Raw genomic sequence first — 22,466 nt, 5'->3', positions numbered from 1 at the left:
CCTCAATTCCCTCGTCCCATCTACCATGGCATGGACGTCAGTTATGCTCATATGCAGGGTCTTCGTCCTTATGGAGAATGTTACTTTGACCACCCGCTCCCATTTTTCATTCTACCTATAAAAAATCATTTAATCTTTTCTCTTTATTTCTTAACCATCAATCCATTTCCTAAGATGTAAACAAAGGGAGTTAAAATAAAATTGTGTCTACTGTATAATTAGTATTGAAATAATCACCAAAGGGAGTTCACGATTATGGAGAAAAATGAAATTTTTGAGACCGCTAAAAATATGGCTATCGAACAAGTGCTAAATATGTATTGCTTCCTGTGATGATCCTACTCGCCCAGCTCTAAAACAGCTAAAAGTAAAACTTGCTCGATTACTTTATGTTATCAGAAAGAACTGTTTACCTTGCTAAAAACGAAAACGATAAAGGCAATGGCTTCTATGAGAGAAAACTTGCAACACCTGCCTTGTGTCTTGAAATTTCTGTTCCTCGTACACGCCCTTAGAATTTCCGACCTTCTATCCTCTTCTTTCCGCTACAAAAGAGTTGATGGTTCATACACTGACCTTCTGATGTCACAAGTACATCAATGGTTATTCTTGAGCGTTCCCTTGTCCAGACTTTGAAAGCTTTGAATTTTCCGTATTCCGAAAATGACTCACTAAAAAATCAAAGAAGGTTCTCAAAAATGAGCTTCAGTTATTCAAACAAAGAGAACTACCAACAAGTGCTTTTGCTTCTTTTCACCGATGGTTATTCAAAAGTGAAGTTAAGGATAACTCTAAGGTTAAACAAGCTGCTTGTTATGTTGTCCTTGGTATCGACTTAGAAGGTAAAAAAGATATTTTCGGTGTCTACACTTTCTTCGGCAAAGAAAACGAGGCTGATTGGGTGAAAGTTTTTGACGACTGAATTACGAGTAAGATAAATTGATTTTTTATTATAAACTTAAGAAAATTTAAGAAAATTTGAGTTATTTAAAGAAAAGTATATTCTGAACTCAAAATTTAATTGAAAATTGGTTAAAAAAAAAACGGGATTGACAGAGAGAAAATGTATAAGATAAAATTTGTATAGAAATTCCAAAGAGAAATTTGTTGGAAAAGTAATTTAAATATAAGTTGCCATAGATAGGTAAGAAGTGTAAAACAACATGAAATTATATATACTAAAAGATAAAATAGAAATAAAGTGAAAAACAGGTAATTTGTACTAATTCCAGATAGGTTTTATATTCTACTTCCCAAAATAATAAAATATAATGATTATTTTGAGTTGGTTTACAATAATTCAAAAAAGATCACTACAAGTAAGTATATCATAGAAAATATGGACAAAAATTTATGCGTTAAGAATATGAAAACATGCTTAGATTTCTACATTGATAGTAATGGCAAAATATTGCCATTGAATGAGAAGAAGGTCTTTTTTAGAAACGATAGGGAGGTAATAGTCTGGGGAGAGGTTGAAGGTGTTATATATAATTGTTCTTTATATCTTGAAATTCGATTTGACGAAAAAATTATACTTGTGGACATTCTGGAATTTACCTTGTTCTTAAATTGAAAATAATTATCATCGAACTTTTCATACAGCATTCTTACAAATTTTTTTGTAAAAGAAGGTTATTATTCTGTGAAATTAAAATCATTAACAGGTAAAAAACTAAGTGAACTGAAGTTTTATTTTAAAAGCCAAAATAGGAGTGAAAATATAGATGTTACTCACTATATAAAGTTTGGAGATTATTTTTTTAGAAACTCTTATAATGTCTAATTAAGTCACAATATACACAATAATATAGAGTTGAGAGGTGGACAAAATGTCAATCATAAATTCTGTAAAAAATTTTGTAGATAGAGCCTCTTACGCTCTAAAACAGGGAATAAAAGAAGAAGTAAATTCTTGGACAGGTGGTGTTGACAACTGGATATCTCATGGAGCGTCTGGGGCATGGGGTGCAGCAAAAGCAGCAGTTGCTGCATATAAGGCAGAGACGACAGGAGTTCGTTTTGCAGCAGAAAAAACAGCAACTGCAATTGCTACAAAAGTTGCTGAAAAAGCTATTGCGAAAGGCATAGCTGAGTTTATTGGTGGACCTATAGCATGGGCTCCAGATATATATCATACTATTCATGGAACTGTTGTTGGGTGGAAAGTTTATGGCAAATAAATTTTTTGGAAAGGAATGTAATAAAGAATGATTAGAATAAAGAATGGAGCATGGTTTTTTACCGCATTTGTGCTACTGATTGCTATAGTATGGAAATATATCAAGGGTAGAAAATTAAACAAAGATTTAATAGGATATTATATACCAGCCTTTTTACTCTTTTTAATTTTAGGGATATTAGATTTATTTAGCTTAAATAAAAATACTTTTAATATTATTGCAATATGTTTATTTGTTTTGTATTTAATGTATTTAATTGCAATGGTGTTACAAAAACACAAAAGGTAAGGTTAAAAAAACAACATTTAAAATAAAATTAAAAAATAAAGACAAAAGGGGCTTTTCACAAAAATTTTGAAGAGCCCCTTTTTATTTTACCTGCAAATCCCCTTCAATCAATATAGACAAAATCTGGTCAATCTCAGCAAAAGCAAGAGCAATACAGGAATCAGCAGCTCCATAGTAAAGATAGATTTGGTTGTCTTCAACAATTGCTCCACAGGTGAATACCACATTGTTGACATCTCCAATTCGTTCATATACTTCCTGAGGTGATAGTAACCACTCAGGACATCTTTTCTTGACTTTTGCTGGATTTTCTAAATCCAAAAGCGCAGCACCAAGTCTGTAGATTGGTCCTGATGGCATCATTTTAACACCGTGATAGATTATGAGCCAGCCCTCTTGAGTTTTTATTGGTACAGCTCCTGCACCGACTTTAAAGCCGTCCCACCACGGGCCTCCTTTTTCAACAAGCACAACCTCATGGTTTCCCCAGTGAATTAAGTCTGACGAATATGCAATCCAGATGTGTTCAATATCACCTGCAACAGGTCGGTGCAGCATTGCATATTTTCCGTTTATCTTTTCAGGGAACAAAACCGCATCTTTGTTATTTGGAGGGCAAATCAGTCCCAGCCTTTCAACCTTTTTGAAGTTTCTAGTTCGTGCAAGAGCAACAGCAGGACCATAACGGGAATATGCAGTATAGGTTATATAGTAATAATCATCTTCAGGAATATAGGTTATTCGTGGGTCTTCGCAGCCGAACTCTTCGTAGATGAACACTGTTGGTTGAGGATATATGAGGGGTGACTTTTCAATCTTCCAGTTGGTCTTTCCATCACTGCTTCGAGCAACAGTTAAGTGTGATTTTCCTTGTCTGTCTTCAACTCTCAAAAGTAATAAGTACTCGTTTTTATATTTTATTGCACCAGCGTTAAACACTGCGTTTGCTGAATATGGTATATCATATACTGTGATTATTGGATTTCCACTGTAGCGCGTGAATATATCCTTTTTTGCAAAGACCTTCTTCATGTAAAATCCCCCCACAATGATTTATCTATACAATGAAATATACCACATTTTCTGTTGAATCATTACAAAAAAATTATTAAAATATTTTTAAAAAACTGTCAAGCACAAAGAAAAACAAAAATTTAGCGGGGTGATTTTTGAAAATGAAGTCATATAGAAAAGAACTCTGGTTTGAAATTCCAACAAGAAGGGCTTTTGTGAACATCACAGATACACTACAAAAGTGTGTGGACGAAAGTGGTATAAAAGAAGGACTTTTACTTTGCAATGCCATGCACATAACTGCAAGCGTGTTTGTGAACGACGACGAACCAGGGCTTCACAAAGATTTTGAAATCTGGCTTGAAAAACTTGCCCCTGAAAAGCCATACTCTCAATACTATCACAATGTTGGTGAGGACAATGCTGATGCACACCTAAAAAGGACAATCATGGGCAGGGAAGTTGTTGTTGCAATTACAAATGGTAAGCTTGATTTGGGTCCATGGGAGCAAATCTTCTATGGCGAGTTTGACGGTAAGAGAAAGAAAAGAGTGCTAGTTAAGATTATTGGCGAGTAATGCTGTAATTACTAATCTTGAGCAATGAATTTTTGATAACTAATTTGCAAGCAGAGGAGTGAAATTGAATGAGCTTATCCGCAAAAGTGACAGGGATTTTGTTGTTTATACTTACAATTGTTGACCCGATTTTATTACTGTTTTCATACTATGTCTTTGCAGGGTTAGGTGATTATCCAATTGTAAATATTCTTTTAGGGTATCTTATTGCGTTAGGACTAATTGGTATTCCAGCACTTTTTATAGGGAGATGGAATGCAAAGAGAGTAGAAGATGGCTCTGGATACAACTTACCATTTTTTTTAGCATGTGTTGTTTTTGTGGGAAACATACTTGCAGCAACTTTAGTGGGGATAGTTTCTTCAAAGATAAAACCAATGCCAGAGGGGGCATTTGCATTAAGATTTAGTGGAGCAATTGCTGTAAATATGGATATAGTTGCTCTTTTACTTTTTATTTATTCTAAAGTATTGTCTAAAAAGGAATTTGCAAAGAATATGGAAAAGACAAAGATTTCTATTTCTACAAAGCTGACAGTTGGAGTTTTATCTCTTACTCTCTGGATTGGTCCTTTATTGTTGAAATATATTACACTTAGAGTAAATCTTAATAACATTACAAAAATAAATCTTGCTTTAATAAGTATTTCTATTAACATAGTTATTGCATTTGTTTTATGGGTAATAAATAAGAGTGTTTTATTGCCAGTTCCTGTACTTTCCAGATTGTTTTCAAGAGTATCGGAGGGTTATTTAATTACTGAAGAAATTAAATATTCTAATGATGAATTTGGCATCATTACCTACAAATTAATTGAGACTGTGAAATCAATAAAAAAACTTATAATCAGTGTAAAAAATGCAGTGGATAATTCTATAGAAACATTCGAAGTAGCTCAAAAGCTATTTAGTAGATTAGAGAAGGATTCTTCGGAAAATGCGAAAATAATTGAAAAACAACAATCTGATATACAAAGAGTAGCAGCTTCGGTTGAGGAAATTAATGCTAGCATTGAGCAATTAGCTGCTCAAGCTCAGGACCTCAATAGTTTGGCGTCCACAGTACTTTCAACTTCTAAAAACTTAGTGGATAAATCAGAGTTAGGACAAACAGCGGTTGAAATCATCTTAAAAACAAGCGAGAATCTTGTAGAAAGGTATGGTCAGTTGAGAGAAGGGGTAAAGCAATTAGCTCAAGCAACTCAGAACATCAGTGAGGTGGTTAAGTTTGTAAGACAAATTGCTGAAGAGACAAATTTGTTAGCCTTGAATGCTTCGATTGAGGCTGCTAAGGCAGGAGAAAGCGGGAAAGGTTTTTCAGTTGTTGCTTATGAAATAAGGAAATTAGCTGAACAGACGAAAAATTCAACTGCTAATATAAGTAGAACAATTTCAACTGTGAATTTATATTCAAAACAATTTGAAGACCAGATAGAAGTTCTTTACCATGAAGTAGAAGAGAGTAAGAAAAAATATACTGAACTTTTAGGAATTTTTATCGATATGATTGAGAAAATAAGGAATTTAAATTCACTTGTTGATAGTCTGCTTGCTCATTCTGAAGAAGAAGCAGCTTCTGCTGAAGGAATGACTTCGGCAGCAACAGAAATAGCTGAAAGTATATCAGAAATAAATGAGTTTTCACAAAAAAATAGTATCTTCTACAGAGCACAATCTTGATCAAGCAAGAGAATTATCAAAGCAGCTTTATATTTTATCAACTTCAATGAATGAAATTCGAAAAATGATAGGAAAGTTTAAATATGAGTAATTATTTTTATTGACAATACCAATTTGTTTTGTTAATATAATTGAGGCAAATTTAAAAATTGAATAACAAGAGGATGATAAGGTTATCCTTATCAAGAGAGGTGGAGGGAAAAAGGCCCGATGAAGCCCGGCAACCGGCAAAGAAGTTTTTCTTTGCAATGGTGCCAACTCCGTCAGAAAGCTTAAAAAGTTTATATGTTTTAAGCTTTCTGAGAGATGAGGATAAAACTTTTTGCAAGAAAGTTTTGCCTCTTCTTTTCAGAAGGGGCTTTAAATTTTATATAAAGTTTTATTTTTACATTAGTTTCTATTTTACTTAAAAGGAGGTACAAAGAGCAGATGAGAAAGCTATTTACATCAGAGTCTGTAACAGAGGGTCATCCGGACAAGATTTGTGACCAGATTTCAGATGCTGTTTTAGATGCTATTTTAGAAAAGGACCCGTACGCAAGAGTTGCATGTGAGGTTGCGGTGACAACAGGTCTTGTTCTTGTGATGGGTGAGATAACAACAAAATGTTATGTGGACATACCAAAGATAGCAAGAGATACAATAAGAGAGATTGGGTATACACGTGCAAAGTATGGGTTTGATGCTGACACATGTGCGGTTATAACATCAATTGATGAACAGTCACCTGACATTGCGATGGGTGTTGACAAGGCATTAGAGGCAAAGCTTGGTGAGATGACAGATGATGAGATAGAGGCAATTGGTGCAGGCGACCAAGGAATGATGTTCGGGTTTGCATGTGATGAAACGCCAGTTTTGATGCCAATGCCAATCTATCTTGCTCACAAGCTTGCAAGAAGGCTTGCATATGTTAGAAAAGAAGGTATTTTGCCGTATTTGCGACCTGATGGTAAAACACAGGTAACAGTTGAGTATGAAGATGACAGACCTGTAAAAGTTGATACAATTGTTGTTTCAACTCAGCACAGTCCAGAGGTTACACATGCCCAGATTGAAGCAGATGTGATTGAGCATGTTATAAAACCAATAATACCTGAAGGTATGCTTGACAACAAGACAAAGATATATATAAACCCGACAGGAAGATTTGTAATTGGTGGGCCACAAGGCGACTCAGGCCTTACAGGAAGAAAGATTATTGTTGACACCTACGGTGGGTATGCGCGCCATGGCGGTGGGGCATTTTCTGGAAAAGACCCGACAAAGGTTGACAGGTCTGCAACATATGCAGCAAGGTATGTTGCTAAGAATATAGTTGCAGCAGGACTTGCTAAAAAGTGCGAGGTTCAACTTTCATATGCAATAGGTGTTGCAAGACCACTTTCAATCAGGGTTGATACATTTGGAACTGGAAAGATTGATGATGAGAAAATTGCCGAGATTGTAAAGAGAGTATTTGACCTAAGACCAGCTGCTATAATAAGAGACTTGGATTTAAGAAGACCGATTTACAAGAAGGTTGCTGCATATGGTCACTTTGGCAGAGAAGATTTGGACTTGCCATGGGAGAGAACTGATAAAGTTGATATTATTCTCAAGGAGGCTCAAAATCTCTAAACGAATAGCTTTTGTTCTAAGTTCGAATGACTTTTAATAATGTTTAATAGAGCATCTTTTTTAAAAGGATTATCAGGCTATTATGAATAAGAAGACTGAAGACGCAAGTCTTTCTCAGTATGTTTGGATAGTAGTAAAGTCACTATTTTTGATTTGCTTTTTAATTCTTATAATATCTCTTTTTGTGATGTATTTTTCAATGCCGGATAAAATTGCACAGTATCTTACTATATTTTCAATGTTTGTAGGAATAGCATTGTGTGGATATGAGACTGCTGAAATTAGCCCTACCAGAAAAAAAATAGCTGCATTTGTGGTTTCGCTTTTTGTTTCGATTATTTTGGTTGTGGTATCCATTGTTTTAAAAAGAAGTGTTAACATTTCAAAGTACCAATTATATTTAATAATCTTTGGTCCAATTTTGGGCTTTGTGATGGGCGCTTTGAATGCAGGGAAGAGCAGAAAACCACGACCAAAAAGAAGGTAGAAAAACGCAGATATAAGCTATCCGTATCCCCTTTTGCAGTTAACATAAGCAAAAGGGGATTTATTTTTGCCTTTACATCCAATTATGGTGTATAATTAACTCAAGGAAGAAATTAAACTTTTTGGGGGAAGACTTTATGAGGGAAAAAATTGCATATCTTATAAGCAGCATTTTTACAGTTCCAATGGTTGCACTGATTGTATTTACAATTATGTGGTTTGATGACAAGATGGCAAATTATGATGGAAATTTTAGCTATTATCTGAATTCGATTATCTTTTTCACAATCATACCCCTTTTAGCATATATTGTTGCAAGAATGGTCCCAAAGTTTAAAGCAGGTGGAAGAGAAAAAGAACGAAAACTTGCTTTTATCTTTGGGATAGTTGGATATATCTTAGGGAATTTGAGTTTGCTGACTATAGAAAAGCCTACAAAAGCTATGATAGGGCTTTACTTGTCATATCTCATATCAAGTTTAATCTTGGCCTTTATTAATAAGGTTTTAAAATTTAAAGCAAGTGGCCACGCTTGTGGTATAACAGGTCCAATTGTTGCAATCAACTTTATTGCTGGGCTAAAAATGTTATTTTTAGCTTTACTTATTCCGCTTGTTATGTGGTCAAGACTTATACTCAAAAGGCATGATATTAAACAGCTTATAGTTGGTGCTGCAACATCATTCTTTGTAACTTTGATAGTGATGATATGGATATTTTGACAATTAACATATTTTTAGACTACTTTTTTAAATTGAGGGGGCTTTTTTTGAGGGATGATTTTTCAAAAAAAACGATGGGTGCTAAAAGAGTGTGAGAATTTTGATGATTTTGACATCCAAATAGATGGTAGAAAAATAAGACCGCAAATAATCAAGGTTTTAAAAAACAGGGGAATTGTTCAAAAGGATGATATTGAAAAGTTTTTAGATCCAGCAATCAAAAATCTTCACAATCCCTTTTTACTCAATGATATTAAAGAGGCGATAAATATTGTTCACAATGCTATTTTACACAAGAAAAGGGTATTAATTTACGGAGATTATGATTGCGATGGTGTAACAAGTACATATCTTCTTTATTCAAACTTAAAAAAGTTTTTGCCAACAAGTTACTATATTCCTAATAGATTCAAAGATGGATATGGACTCAACCTTGATATCTTAAAGAGATTAGAAGATACATTTGACATCTTAATCACAGTTGACACAGGAATAAGTGCCATAAATGAGATTGAATATCTAAAACAAAAAGGAAAAATAGTCATTGTCACAGACCACCATGAACCAAAGGATAAGCTACCAATAGCCGATGCCATTATAAATCCCAAGAGACGTGATAGTACATACCCTTTTAGGGATTTAGCAGGGGTTGGAGTTGCATTCAAGCTACTTCATGCACTAAGGCTTTCTGGGCTTGAAATTAAACTTTCTGAGTATCTTGACATTGTGGCAATTGGCACAATTGCGGACGTCATGCCACTTATTGATGAAAACAGGATTTTTGCTAAGTTTGGTCTAAAACTTTTAAAGTATACGAGGAATATAGGACTGAAAAAACTTATAGAAGTTGCTGGGCTTTCCTCAAAGGAAGAGCTAAAACCTTTCGATGTTTCATTTATCATAGGGCCAAGACTGAATGCAGCAGGCAGAATTTCGGATGCTAATTTAGCCATGTCGCTTCTTTTAAGTGACTCTTTAGTAGAAGCAGAAAAGATTGCAAGAAGGTTAGATGAGGAAAACAGAAAACGTCAGGAGATAGAAGAAAAAACTATCAAAGAGGCTCAAAAGATCATTACATTGAATAAAGATATCCTAAGGAAAAAGATTTTTGTGCTAAGCTCTCAAAGCTGGCACCCTGGTGTTGTTGGGATTGCTTCATCAAAGATAACAGAAAAGTATTACAGACCTTCGCTTCTGTTTACATTCACAGATGAGGGAATTTTAAAAGGTTCTGGACGGTCAATAAAAGGTTTTAATCTGTTTGAGGCGTTGAAAAACTGCTCTGATATTCTTCTAAAGTTTGGTGGGCATGAACATGCAGCTGGTCTTTCGATTGTAAGCGATAATTTTGACAAACTTGATGAGATTCTAAATGCTATTGCTCAGGAATATCATTTTATGATTTTCAAACCAGCTGTTGAAATTGACCTTGTTTTAAGCTTAAACGAGATTGATGATGAGCTAATTGACCAAGTTTATCTCTTAGAGCCATTTGGTGTAGGGAATCCTGAGCCAACCTTTCTTATAAAGAACATTGTTGTTGAAAATTTTAGGTTCATGGGCGAGGATAATAAGTATTATAAATTCTATACAGGGAATGGTATGAAGTATGACGTCGTATGTTTTTCAAACTTAGAAGATGAAGATGAGCTTGTTACAATGAAAAAGGTGGATATTGTTTGCAAACTTGAAAAAAATATGTTTAACTCTACGAGACGAAATCAGTTTAATCTGATCGATATATGCGAGAATATCAGTTTTGGTGTTATAAAAGACCTTTACAATAACTTAAAAACTGTGCGGCAAAAAGGATGTAGCTTTAAGAAATTTGAAATTGAGACATGTAATCTTTCTGAACTTATTGACAAAAAATGTATCTTTACAGCTTTTTACCCTCATATTGTTTTGGATTTTTTGAAGTTTTTAAAAGGTGAAGAGGTACAAAATGATCTTTTTGAATTTTTAGATAATCAAGGGCGGATTGTGCAGCACCAGAGTTCATTAAAAGAGGTGTATTTTGATGACATATTTGCACCGAGGATTGACAAGATAGAAAGTATGAAAGAGGATTTTGACCTGATAGTTGCACTTGACATTCCTTCATATCAGCTTGTAAAAAATCTCTATCAAGATGCAAAAGTTTTGATTTTTGACTTAGACAAGAAATTTAAGGATTTTAATCTACAAATAAATGATGAGGTGGTAAATGTTTATAAAACACTTAGAGATTGTGAGTTTATCTCATACAATTTTTCGGGTATAAATGAATCAGACCCATTTAAAAGGGTTGTAAAACTTTTATTTATACTTTCAATGTTTGAAGAAAAGAATCTTCTTTGTTCAGAGGTTACACACGAAGGCGTGGAGGTAAAGGAATTTTACAAGCTATCTGAGAAGGTAAACTTGAAACAGACATCAATCTACAAATTTTTCCAGATTATTAAAAAAGGATGAAGGGGGAATTTGATGAATGTAAGCATTTATGATTTTATCTGGCTTGTGATAGCTCTTGCTTTTTTAATAGCTGATACCTTTATTGGTTTTGTCTTTTTTCCTATTTATATTTCAGCTTTTATAATTTTCATTTTAGATTTATTTGTAAACAATCTATTTGTAGAAGTTGGACTATTTATTATTCTCAGCTTAGCAATCTTTTTGATATTCAAACCCAAGATTAAAAAATTTATGCAAAACATGCCAAGAATAGAAAACAGAAGCTTTGTAAACGTGGGTGAAGAATTTTTTGTTGAAGAGGTATCGGAAGATAGGTATTCTGGCAAAATAAAAAAGGACGGAATATTTTACAACATTTTCTGTGACAAAAAGTTAGAAAAAGGTGACAGAATAAAGGTTAAAAAAGTGGATGGGTTGAGAATTTTTGTCGAAAAGATGGAATAAAAAAACAAGAGTATTTTGAAAAATGGGAGGAGGAAGCTTGTATGCCGACAATTGGATGGGTCATTTTGATAATTGCGCTGTTTTTAATCTTCTTCTTTTCAAGTGTAAAAGTTGTTCGGACAAAATACTGCTATGTTGTAGAGAGAATTGGCCAGTTTCATAGAGTTTTAGAGCCGGGCGTTCATCTTATTATTCCTTTTATTGACAACATAAGAGCAAAAGTTAATATGCAGGAAAGAATTTTAGATGTACCACCGCAAGATGTTATAACTAAGGATAACGTCAGAATAAAGATTGACTCTGTTGTATTTTTTGAGGTATTCGACGCAAAGATGTGCACTTACAATGTACAAAATTATCAAGCAGCAATTATGTATTCAGTATTAACTAATCTCAGAGATGTCATTGGTAGCATGACTCTTGATGAAGTGTTCTCCTCCAGGGAAATTATAAATTCAAAGTTGACAACTGTGCTTGACCAAATTACAGATAACTATGGGGTAAAGATAAAAAGAGTTGAAATAAAAGACATTATCCCACCTGCTGAAATAACACAGGCAATGGAAAAACAGATGAAAGCAGAAAGAGACAAGCGTGCAATGATTCTTGAGGCAGAAGGTGTGAGAGAAAGTGAAATTGCTAAAGCAGAAGGGTACAAGCAAGCTCTTATAAAAAGGGCAGAAGGTGAAAAGCAGCAAAAGATTTTGCAGGCGGAAGGTCAGGCTCAGGCAATTGAGATGGTAGCAAGAGCACAGGCAAACGCTATTGCATATGTCAACAGGGCTATTAAGGAGAGCGGCACAGATGCAGTTGTACTTGCGATGAGGCAGATAGAGGCTGCAATTGAGATTGCTAAAAATCCGGCAAATAAGGTATACATTCCAACAGATGCGTTTAAGAATCTTGGCACGTTGATTGGCGCATCAGAGCTTATAAAGACAAATGAAAATGTTAATAATCAAGACAAGAGTGCTTAAAAATAAAATAATAAAATATCCACAAAAGGGGTGAGTATACAAAAGATGAGAAATGTTTACGACATTGCATATGAGCTTGCAGATGCTCTAAAAGAGTCAAATGAGTTTAAAAGATTTAAAGCTGCGAAAGAAAAGATTGAAAAGGATGAGAAACTAAAACAGATGGTTATGGACTTTAAAAAGAAACAGCTTGAGCTTGAACAAAAGCGTTTGCAAGGGCAAGAGGTTACAAGCTCTGATGTATATTCTTTGCAGCAGCTTTACCAGATAATAAGCCTAAACCCAGACATTGAAGAATATTTCTCATCTGAGATGATGCTTGCAAAAATTTTGGCTGATATTTCAAAGATAATAGCAGAAGCAGTAGAGTTAAAAGATGAGATGTTTGGGCTTTTGGAGAGCAAATAAAAAATAAAGCGAGGGGCAAGGTTTTACGATGACAGATAGGATTTATGATTATAAAAAGGAGAAAGCAAAAAGAGTTATTAAAAGGGTTGGTTTTGTTATTGCAATACTGGTAATTTTAGTTATAGCGTTTTCAATTGCGTTTGATTTGTTTTTGGAACTCATCCAGATAAAAGAAATTGGTAAAAACTTTGTAAGTGTATTTTGGAAGAACTTCTATGTAAAACTTTCGGTGCAAGTTGTTTCATTTGTGATTTTGTTCTTGGTGTTTTTTATAAACAATGCCATTGTTAAGAAAAACATTGAAAGAATTGTTGGAAAAATTAGTTTGCTTAAAAAGAATATTCTCAACATAATTGTCTCTGTCTTCTTAGCACTGATAACAAGCAAGTATTTGGAAAACAATCTCTACATCAAATTTTTGACCTTCAAACATTCAAAGCCGTTTAATATAAAAGACCCAATCTTTAACAAAGACATAGGATATTATGTGTTTGAAAGACCATTCTTCCTTTCAATAGTTAACTTTCTATTCTTCTTTATGATATTTGTCTGTATCTACACAGCAGTATTGTACGTTGTCCTTTATGGTTTTGCCTTTGTCAGCAGGACCAATTCATGGGGAGTGCTTTCTGACAAAAAGGTAAGGAGTCATATATTTTTCAATTTGATACTAATATTTGTGATTAAGATATTTACACTAAAATATGAAATGGAAGGGCTCTTGTACTCTTTCTTTGGCGAAGTTGTTGGTGTGGGATATACTGATTATTACATTAGGATGAACTATTTTAGGCTTTCGTATATAGTGCTGATAGCTGTGATTGTACTCAGTATTTTCTTTTTCTTGAAAAAAAGATATTCAGATGTTGGGAAGGTGATGCTATCTTACATCGCCTTTGCAGTTCTGGGTACTATAGTCTCAGCAGCTTTTCAGTATTTTGTAGTATCACCTAATGAGCAGGTATATGAAAGGCCTTTTTTAGAGAAGAATATTAAGTTTACCCGCCTTGCTTATAATTTAGAGAACATTGAAGAAAAGTATTTTCCTGTTGACACATCAGGTAATATTACAGCAGAGGATTTACAGAAAAACACAAGCACAATTGAAAACATAAGAATTACAGACTTTCCGACAACCTTAGATATTCAAAACCAAATTCAGCGTTTTAAACAGTACTATATCTTCAATGATGCTGATATTGCAAAGTATACAATAAATGGTAAGATAAAATCTGTATTCATCTCTGCAAGAGAGATAAACTATGATGGGATTCCGACGAAGACATATATCAATCAAAGATTTCAGTACACTCACGGCTATGGTGTTGTCATGAGCCTGATGACAGAAGTTACACCTGAAGGCCAGCCAAAGTTTATCATAAAAGACATTCCAATAAAGAGCTTAGACGGTGCACCAAAGGTAACACAGCCACGGATATACTATGGAGAAAAAACAGACCCGTACGTTATTGTCAACACAAAGGTTGATGAGATTGACTATCCTGAGGGTGATTCAAACAGGCTTTTTAGATATGACGGCAAAGGCGGAATAAGACTAACACCTTTAAATAGATTAATCTTTTCATATGTCTATAAAGACTTTAGGCTTCTTGTCTCAACAGCTATAAACTCAAACAGCAAGATACTTATAAACAGGAATATTGTAGAGAGAGCCAAAAAAGTTGCACCATTTTTTGACTATGACAGTGATCCATATATACTCATAGACGGAAAAGGTCGCTTGGTATGGGTTTTGGATGGTTATACAAAGACAAATTATTATCCATATTCAGAGCCGACAGAAGAAGGTTTTAATTATATTCGAAATTCTGTAAAGGTATTAATTGATGCATACAATGGGACGCTAAAATTTTACATTGTGGACAAAAACGACCCGATTGTAAATGTCTACAAGAGTATTTATCCCGACCTTTTTGAAAAGGGAGATATTCCCAAAGACATTGCTGAGCACATAAGATATCCAGAGTATATCTTCAAGATTCAAGCAGGTGTTTTGAAAAGGTACCACATGACAAATCCAAATGTATTCTACAACAAAGAGGATTTATGGGACTTTGGAAAACACAAGACACCTGATGGTTCAATTGACTATATCCCACCATATTACAGTGTTATGAAGCTGCCAGACAGCCAAAAAGAAGAGTTGATTTTGATGGTGCCCTTCACACCGCTAAAATACAATACAATGATTGCATGGCTTGCAGCAAAAAGTAGCCAAGAAAATTATGGAAAGCTTGTGCTATACAAATTCCCAAAAGGTTCAACTGTCTATGGTCCACTGCAGGTTGAGAACATGATTGACCAAGACCCGCAGATCTCGAAGGATTTATCTCTATGGAATCAAGGCGGATCAAAGGTTATAAGAGGAAACCTTTTAGCACTGCCAATAAACCAAAAGATTTTGTACATTGAGCCAATTTACATTGCTTCAGACAATGCTTCAGCTCTGCCAGAGGTAAAAAGAGTAATTGCTGCTTGCAATGGCAAGGTTGTTATGGGAAGTAGCCTAAATGATGCGCTATCGCAGCTGGTCGGGCAGCAGGTAGCGCCTGAAAAGGATCAGACGCAAACACCGTCTCAGAAAGAAAATATCACTCAGGTTCCACCATCGTCAGATCTATTAAAGATAAAGTCTTTGTTTGAAGATGCTAAAAAAGCTTTGCAACAAGGCAATTGGGAAGAGTTTGGAAAGAAGTTTAAAGAGCTTGATGATATGATGAAGAATGTCAAATAGGCAGTATAACTTTAAAATTTAATGAAGGTGTCTAAAAAATACAATTTTATATGTTCTGAAGGCACGTATAACAAGAACCAAACAATAAAAACTCCTAAATATTGAAATTAAGGGGCTGTTACATCAACTTTTGAAACAGCCCCTTTTATTTTGTGTCTATTTTATAGCTGTGTGTGGTGTTCCATTTTGCGTCCCCTTAGGTTAATTAATGAAGTTTAAGGGATTGCTCAATTAGACTTTGAACATTTAACAAAAAATATAACGTAGAAATTTAGTAAATTCAACAGTGGATGTAGTTTTAACATATGAGTTGATCAGTTTTTTGTTTTCTTTGTATATATTTAATAATTCCATGATCAATTTGTTAGTTTTGTAGAAACCACATTCGTTTAAAATATCAATAAATTATAATGACAAAACAGTGTGATTAGATTATAATAATTAATAAAAGACATCAAAAATAAATACAAATAAACATAAATCAAAAATTTTAAGTTATAGATACAAGCATCCTATAAGATCAGACAAAACTATAAAAATGCACCTTGTTTCAGAAAGACAAACGGTATAATGTCAAGGGGGTTTTTTAAAAAATTTTTTTAGATAATTAGGGCAAAAAAGACAATAAAATACCGAGCCGCTCAGCATGGAAAAATTTAACTGGCAGCTTGTTTGGGAAAGATTATTAAATTAAAAAATTGGGACTAACTAAGTATTGTAAACATCACCTCTTTCTTGATATATTTGACCTTTGCTGAGCATGGCAAAGATCAAAGGAATTAAGCGTCTTGCGGTTAGGACGAGGGCACGTTTATGCTGATGCTTGGTAACCTCTGAGAACTTCTTGTTGTAGAAGGCTTTGTAGCGTACTGTGTGCACCCTTACACAGTTAGCAGCTTCAACAAGATAGTATCTCAGGTATTGGTTACCACACTTAGCTAATGAGACATCTTGGGCATTGAAGTTGCCTGATTGGTACTGAGTCCAAACAAGGCCAGAATACTTTGCCAAAGCAGCTTCATTTTTGAAGCGCTTGATATCACCGATTTCAGCGATGATGCCGGCTGCAAGAACATCTCCTATGCCAGGGACGGTTGTTAATGTTTGAGAGAAAGCTTTAAGAAGTTTTGAGATTTCTTTGTCGAGTTTTTTAAGTTGTTCTTGCATAAATCTAATGTTTTCAAGGGTCATAGACAAAGCTAAGTCATTTGCCTCAGCCAACAGAGGATGTAATCTGTATGAACGCTTGAGCCTCGGTTTTAAGTATTTCAGCGATTTTATTGACATCTGAGAGTCTATTGTTGCCGTTATCGGATACGAATTTAATTAAGTCTTCTAAAGGCATAGAAGCGATATCATCAGGTGTAAAGTTTTCGATGATAGCACAAGAAGCTTTACCGAAGATATCTGAAAATGGACAGTCTTGAGAATAAGTAGAGAATTTAAGGTATATGAGATTGAGAGCTCTGTTTTTTTCGCGAGTTAGATTGTGAACAAGATGATAGCGCATTCTGGTAAGGCGTTGTAGTGCAGCATATTTAAAATCAGGCAAAGGTGTTGGGTTGAGTTTGCTGAACCTGACACATTCAGCGATGATAATTGCATCGATGCTATCTGTTTTAGGCAAGAAAGTGTAGATTTTTTTGAAGCCTTTGACTATGCTTGGGTTGAGAACATAAAAAGTTGGTTTATATGGCAGCAGTTCAGATGAAGAAGCAAGATACAAGTGCAGATGCCAAGCGTAATGTGAAGTTGCTTCCATGCCAAACTTAATACAGGATAGATTATACTGGCTGAGGCAGTCAATAACTCTTTTGATTAATTCGTTAGCGCCTTCTTGATCATTAGGCAAGGAAAAAGGTTTTTTAATCAAGTGATTACCGGCATCATCGATGAAGAAGATAGAATTTGACTGACTACTGATATCAATGCCCACGATTAAAGTATTTGGCAATTTGAAGACCTCCTTTTTGCAAGTAGTGGTAAGAAAAAGTGTTAAGCCCTTTATCCTTGGGGATTACATGTAATGCAGCCTCGCCGATATTAGAGCTACGGAGCAGTTTACAGGGTGCACACATCTGATATGCTCAAATCAGATGTGGTAACCTGACCGTGCACAGCAAACGAGTAAACATTACTCATGTAATCCTTTGGGGTTCAGTCTTTCGCAAGCTGTGGCGTGCAGATGTCAAAGCACGTCCAGCAGGAGGTGTTCAAAATATATCCAAATAAACTAAATCAGGCTTAAACTTTTTCTGATTTTAGTTTACCAAAGATAAAGGGCAAATTTAAACTGTAGCAGTCAATTTTAATATTCAATTTTTGAGAAATGAGTGTTTTAAGAAAGGTGCATTATCAAAATGAATTTCCAGTAATCAATTGGTACTGATAATTAAATGTACCAATTGAGATATGAAGTTTTAAGTGATTTGATAATCATATTATACGAGCATTCCTGTAATGAACGAAAATGAGTGAAAATGAAGAGAAAAGAGATTTGAAAAGATAAGGTACCTCCTGATAAAATTAATAAAGTAAGTTGTACAACTTACGAAAAAACACAACAAAGGAGGTACCCTCTTTGAAGTATACACAAAATGAAAAGATATTACAAGTCACAGAAAGAACTTTAGTTGTAGGAGTAGATATAGCAAAGGAAAGGCATGTTGGTAGAGCATTTGACTTCAGAGGAGTGGAGCTTGGTAAGAGAATAGAATTTGAGAATAGGAAAGAAGGTATGGAAAAATTTCTGGATTGGGCAAATAAGATAATGAAAGCAAATGGCAAGGAGAGTATGATAGTTGGGATAGAACCTACAGGGCATTACTGGCTGTGCTTTGAGCAGTACTTAAGAGAGAATGGCATAAAAGTGGTATTAGTGAATCCTTTTCACGTGAAGAGGAGCAAGGAGCTTGATGATAACACGCAAACTAAGAGTGATATAAAGGATCCGAAGACGATAGCAATGCTTGTGAAGGATGGAAGATACACAGAACCAAATATACCCGAGGGTATATATGCTGAGATGAGAGTAGCGATGAACATATATGAAAGGCTTCAAAAACAGCTGAATGTTTTAAAAAATCAAATAATCAATTGGCTTGATATATATTTTCCAGAGTTTTTAGGAGTATTTTCTGATTGGGAAGGCAAGACAGCAATAGCGACGCTGAGAGAAATGCCATTGCCTTGTGATGTAGTAGGGAAGGAAGTAGAAGGGATTATAGAGTACTGGCGTGACAAAGTAGATAAGCGAGCGATTAGTCGCAGGAGGGCGATGGATTTAACAGAAGCTGCCAAAAGAAGTATAGGTAAAAAAGAAGGTAGAAAGCTGGCAAGACAAGAGATAAAATATTTGCTTGAAGAATATGAGCTTTTAAACAAGCAAGTAGAAGAGATAGAAGCCGAGATGGCAGAGCTTTTGAAAGAGGTGCCGAATGGCGATAAGCTTCTTGAAATAAAAGGTGTTGGAGTGAAGACAGCAGTTGGATTTATTTCAGAGGTTGGAGATATAAAGAGGTATGAGGATTCGAAGCAGATACAGAAATTAGCGGGACTCAATATAGTTGAGAATAGTTCTGGCAAGTACAAGGGTCAGACGTGTATAAGTAAAAGAGGGCGAGGAAGGCTCAGAAGTAGCTTGTTCAAGGCCATGATTACAATAGTAGCAAAGAATGAAGAATTTAAGCAGCTGCACAGGTATTACACCACGCGAGAGAACAATCCCTTGAAGAAGAAGCAATCATTAATAGCACTGTGTTGTAAATTGATAAGGGTGTTTTATGCGATTTTGAAAAAAGGCGTAAAGTATGATGGGAACAAGATGTTGAGCGATATAAAGAGAGAGGCTTTAGCAAGGACAGCGTGAAGTGAAGCGAAGTGAGAAAAATTGCTTGAACATTCTTAGTTTAAAGCAGGAGAAATAGTTTGAGTGATTCACATCTTGAGGGGGTAAAGAAATTCTTAGCTTTGCGAGGAGATTAAGTCATGTCGAGTAGCAAAGCGCCCCTTTTAATAATAGTTCACATCTTAGAAAATGTATTGATGGTTAAGAAATGAAGGAGAAAGGATTAAATGATTTTTTATAGAAAGTAGATTGAAAAATGTGAGCGGGTGGTCAGAGTACATCCTCCATACGGGCGAAGACCCTGCATACGAGCATAACTGACGTCCACGCCATGGTAGATGGGACGAGGGAATTGAGGGCAAGTGAGAAAAGACCCTGAGAGACATGAGAGGGTAAACACCATGGTTGTTGTGGATAGATACCCGCCGTAATATGGTAGAGCAACAAGATAAATACAAGAGAGAGGCTGAGTCTAAGCTAGGTATGGTAGAATAAAGCAATAATAACAATATCAAGAACAAAATTATTTGTTTCGATAGCGAATTTTAAAGAAATCGCGAGATATTTTGAGAAAATCAAAGGTATATTGAGAGAGGAGTATATATTATGAAATTTGAATTACTTCATCCAGCAGACCAAATAGTCATGATAATGGAAAGGATATATGGATATGGTATGACGACAACCTCAGGTGGAAATATTTCCATAATGGACGAAAATGGCGATATATGGATTACACCATCTGGGATTGACAAAGGAAGTTTAAAGCCGGATGACATAGTGCTTGTAAAAAGCAATGGTGAGATTGTAGGAAAACACAAGCCATCTGTTGAGCTCCCTTTTCATGAGATGATTTACAGATCAAGGCCAGATATTAAAGCTATAATTCATGCTCATCCGCCAGCCATTATGGCGTTTAGTTTGGCAAGAAAGATTCCAAACACAAAACTTATTCCAAATGTACATTTGATATGTGGCGAAGTTGAGCTTGTTGACTATGCACTACCAGGCAGCACAGCGCTTGGGCAAAAGATTGCAGATGCCTTCAAAAGAGGTATTAACACTGCTATTTTGGCAAACCACGGAATTGTTGTAGGTGCAGAAAACCTTTTCAAGGCTTTTATGGCGTTTGAGACTTTGGATTTTTGTGCTCAGCTTGAGATAAGAGCAAGGGCAATAGGTAATCCTAAAGCTTTACGGCCAAAAGACCTTGAGATTTCAAAGGCAAAACAGGATATTAAGATGGATGAGTTTATTCCAAAGACCTTTTCAAGCTTCGAAAGACACGCAAGAAAGAGAATGTGTGAGCTTATTCACAGAGCATATGACCAAAGATTATTTACAAGTACACAAGGCACTTTTTCACAAAGGTTAAATGGAAATTCTTTTATAATAACTCCATATATGGTGGACAGGAAATACATTGATGTGGAAGATATTGTCAGAATAGAAAATGGATATAAGGAGGCTGGAAAAAGACCGAGTAGGTCAGTTCTTCTTCACAAGTATATCTATGAAAAACATCCCGATGTCAATGCAATTATAATTGCACACCCGCCAAACATAATGGCATTTGCTGTGACTGACAATGAATTTGATTCAAAAACAGTCCCTGAGACATACATTCAACTAAGAAACGTGAAGAAGATTCCGTTTGGTTCTACATTTATGCAGCCTAAGATGACAGCAGATGTTTTTTCAAAACAAACCCCAGCTGTTATTGTAGAAAATGATTGTGTAATTGTTGTCGGTAAAGACCTTCTTGATGCATTTGATAAGCTTGAGGTTTTGGAATTTACTGCAAAGGCAATGATTGATGCAAAAAATTTAGGTGAGGTGATGCTAATAAGCCAAGAGGAAATTGAGGAGATTGAAAAAGCGTTCAAGCTCTAAAACAAATTTTGAAAGGAAGGATGAGATGAAAAGCAAGGGTTTGCTGGAACTTGTCAGGATGTGCCAAAGGATAGGAAAAAGAATTGATTATGTTCAAGGTGGCGGTGGGAATATATCAGTAAAGTTGGATTCAACTCTTATGGCAATAAAGGCGTCTGGATTTAGGTTAAGTCAGGTTACTAAACAAGAGGGGTATGTTATAGTAGATTACAGCAAGATAAAAAATTACTATGATAACGTTGATACATCTGGTGGTTATGATTTTGAAAAAGAAAGCGTAGATGTTGCAATAAAAAGTATCGTTTGGCCAACAGAAAATGTATTGAGACCTTCAGTTGAGGTTGGATTTCACTCTGTACTTGACAAGTATGTCATACATTCTCACTCTGTATATGCAAACATATTGGCATGTTCATACGAAGGCAAAGAAATAGTCCAAAAAGTTTTAAGTGAAGAAGGTATCAATCTTATTTGGATACCCTACATTAACCCCGGGTTTTGGCTGACATTAGAGATTAAAAAAAGAATTTCAACTTTAGATGAGAAGGATAAGGAAAAGTCCAAAATATTAATCATGGAAAATCATGGCCTTATAATATCTTCAAATGTTTATAAAGAAGCTCTTGAAATACATGAAAAGGTGAATAATCTAATTAAAAAAAGATTGGGCATAAAAGGAAGATATCCCACTGTAAAATTAGAAAAGATTGATGAAAAGAAGTACAAAAGCAGAACAAGGTTCATATATGATTTTATAGCAAGTAAAAATGTAACTCCTGTTTTTTTCGAAAAATACTCATTGTATCCTGACCAGCTTGTCTATATAAACTCTAATCTTTACGCAGATGATTCCAAAATAGAGATTAATGCTAAATCTAAAGAGGTAACTTATAACACAACATACTCAGAAGCCTTGGCAATTGAAGAGACGCTTTTGGCATACTTCTATGTAATAGAACAAATTGAGAAATTGGGCCTTACAATAAAAACTATGACAGAGGACAGTACAAATTATATCAAGAACTGGGAAAGCGAAGAGTATAGAAAGAAATTGATTAAAGAAATGACAAAATAAAAACAAAAAGCTACAGTCCGACACAGCATGGGCTGTAGCTTTT

General features: G+C 35.0%; 17 protein-coding genes, 2 pseudogenes and 1 riboswitch. Of the genes and pseudogenes, 17 read left to right on the top strand and 2 right to left on the bottom strand.

The window, feature by feature from the left end:
• Positions 1-255 precede the first annotated feature (255 nt).
• The 4 genes and pseudogenes from ELD05_RS10675 to ELD05_RS10665 form a co-directional block, all read left to right on the top strand.
• Positions 256-919, top strand: a pseudogene (locus ELD05_RS10675) (transposase); the annotation flags it as partial.
• A 366-nt stretch (positions 920-1,285) separates the two neighbouring features.
• Entirely contained in the window at positions 1,286-1,576 is a 291-nt protein-coding gene (locus tag ELD05_RS14045) for a hypothetical protein (RefSeq protein ID WP_206516881.1), read from the top strand.
• A gap of 256 nt (positions 1,577-1,832) precedes the next feature.
• Positions 1,833-2,183, top strand: a complete 351-nt coding sequence (locus ELD05_RS10670; RefSeq protein ID WP_127352412.1) for a hypothetical protein — start codon at positions 1,833-1,835, stop codon at positions 2,181-2,183.
• Positions 2,184-2,210: 27 nt separating this feature from the next.
• Complete coding sequence (locus tag ELD05_RS10665; RefSeq protein ID WP_127352411.1) at positions 2,211-2,471, top strand: hypothetical protein; 261 nt, start codon at positions 2,211-2,213, stop codon at positions 2,469-2,471.
• A gap of 81 nt (positions 2,472-2,552) precedes the next feature.
• On the opposite strand, the gene ELD05_RS10660 is transcribed toward ELD05_RS10665, so the two are convergent.
• Positions 2,553-3,503, bottom strand: coding sequence for a glycoside hydrolase family 130 protein (locus ELD05_RS10660; protein WP_127352410.1), 951 nt, complete (start codon positions 3,501-3,503; stop codon positions 2,553-2,555).
• Positions 3,504-3,646: 143 nt separating this feature from the next.
• Here ELD05_RS10660 and ELD05_RS10655 point away from each other — a divergent pair, with 143 nt between their 5' ends.
• From ELD05_RS10655 to ELD05_RS10610, 10 genes are all read left to right on the top strand, one after another.
• A complete protein-coding gene (locus ELD05_RS10655; RefSeq protein WP_127352409.1) occupies positions 3,647-4,063 on the top strand; it encodes a secondary thiamine-phosphate synthase enzyme YjbQ in 417 nt (138 codons plus the stop codon).
• A 68-nt stretch (positions 4,064-4,131) separates the two neighbouring features.
• Positions 4,132-5,742 (top strand): methyl-accepting chemotaxis protein, encoded by a 1,611-nt coding sequence (locus ELD05_RS10650; protein ID WP_241243471.1) that lies wholly within the window; start codon positions 4,132-4,134, stop codon positions 5,740-5,742.
• A gap of 176 nt (positions 5,743-5,918) precedes the next feature.
• Positions 5,919-6,055: riboswitch (SAM riboswitch) on the top strand.
• Between the two features lie 116 nt (positions 6,056-6,171).
• A complete protein-coding gene (metK, locus tag ELD05_RS10645; protein ID WP_127352408.1) occupies positions 6,172-7,362 on the top strand; it encodes a methionine adenosyltransferase in 1,191 nt (396 codons plus the stop codon).
• A gap of 82 nt (positions 7,363-7,444) precedes the next feature.
• Positions 7,445-7,849, top strand: a complete 405-nt coding sequence (locus tag ELD05_RS10640; protein ID WP_127352407.1) for a TIGR04086 family membrane protein — start codon at positions 7,445-7,447, stop codon at positions 7,847-7,849.
• A 136-nt stretch (positions 7,850-7,985) separates the two neighbouring features.
• Positions 7,986-8,570, top strand: coding sequence for a hypothetical protein (locus tag ELD05_RS10635; protein ID WP_127352406.1), 585 nt, complete (start codon positions 7,986-7,988; stop codon positions 8,568-8,570).
• Between the two features lie 54 nt (positions 8,571-8,624).
• Positions 8,625-11,024, top strand: a complete 2,400-nt coding sequence (gene recJ / locus ELD05_RS10630) for a single-stranded-DNA-specific exonuclease RecJ (protein ID WP_127352405.1) — start codon at positions 8,625-8,627, stop codon at positions 11,022-11,024.
• Between the two features lie 12 nt (positions 11,025-11,036).
• Positions 11,037-11,468, top strand: a complete 432-nt coding sequence (locus ELD05_RS10625) for an NfeD family protein (protein ID WP_127352404.1) — start codon at positions 11,037-11,039, stop codon at positions 11,466-11,468.
• A 41-nt stretch (positions 11,469-11,509) separates the two neighbouring features.
• A complete protein-coding gene (locus tag ELD05_RS10620) occupies positions 11,510-12,445 on the top strand; it encodes an SPFH domain-containing protein (RefSeq protein ID WP_127352403.1) in 936 nt (311 codons plus the stop codon).
• A gap of 45 nt (positions 12,446-12,490) precedes the next feature.
• Positions 12,491-12,853 carry a YlbF family regulator gene (locus tag ELD05_RS10615; RefSeq protein ID WP_127352402.1) on the top strand — a complete coding sequence of 121 codons (363 nt, stop codon included), beginning with the start codon at positions 12,491-12,493 and terminating at the stop codon, positions 12,851-12,853.
• A gap of 28 nt (positions 12,854-12,881) precedes the next feature.
• Positions 12,882-15,608: a UPF0182 family membrane protein gene (locus ELD05_RS10610; RefSeq protein WP_127352401.1), complete on the top strand. Its 2,727-nt coding sequence runs from the start codon at positions 12,882-12,884 to the stop codon at positions 15,606-15,608.
• 708 nt (positions 15,609-16,316) lie between these two features.
• On the opposite strand, the pseudogene ELD05_RS15050 reads toward ELD05_RS10610, so the two are convergent.
• A pseudogene (locus ELD05_RS15050) lies at positions 16,317-17,562 on the bottom strand (IS110 family RNA-guided transposase).
• 627 nt (positions 17,563-18,189) lie between these two features.
• On the opposite strand from ELD05_RS15050, the gene ELD05_RS10600 reads away from it, so the two are divergent.
• The 3 genes from ELD05_RS10600 (at position 18,190) to ELD05_RS10590 (ending at position 22,423) form a co-directional block, all read left to right on the top strand.
• Positions 18,190-19,476: an IS110 family RNA-guided transposase gene (locus tag ELD05_RS10600; protein ID WP_127350861.1), complete on the top strand. Its 1,287-nt coding sequence runs from the start codon at positions 18,190-18,192 to the stop codon at positions 19,474-19,476.
• Positions 19,477-20,061: 585 nt separating this feature from the next.
• On the top strand, positions 20,062-21,348 hold the full coding sequence (locus ELD05_RS10595) for a class II aldolase/adducin family protein (protein ID WP_127352400.1): 1,287 nt from the start codon (positions 20,062-20,064) through the stop codon (positions 21,346-21,348).
• Positions 21,349-21,373: 25 nt separating this feature from the next.
• Positions 21,374-22,423: a class II aldolase/adducin family protein gene (locus ELD05_RS10590; RefSeq protein ID WP_127352399.1), complete on the top strand. Its 1,050-nt coding sequence runs from the start codon at positions 21,374-21,376 to the stop codon at positions 22,421-22,423.
• Positions 22,424-22,466: the final 43 nt, after the last annotated feature.

It is taken from the genome of Caldicellulosiruptor changbaiensis (assembly GCF_003999255.1).
GTDB lineage: Bacteria > Bacillota > Thermoanaerobacteria > Caldicellulosiruptorales > Caldicellulosiruptoraceae > Caldicellulosiruptor > Caldicellulosiruptor changbaiensis.
The sequence above is the reverse complement of the archived record's forward strand: the minus strand, read 5'-3'. Positions and strand labels throughout refer to the sequence as shown.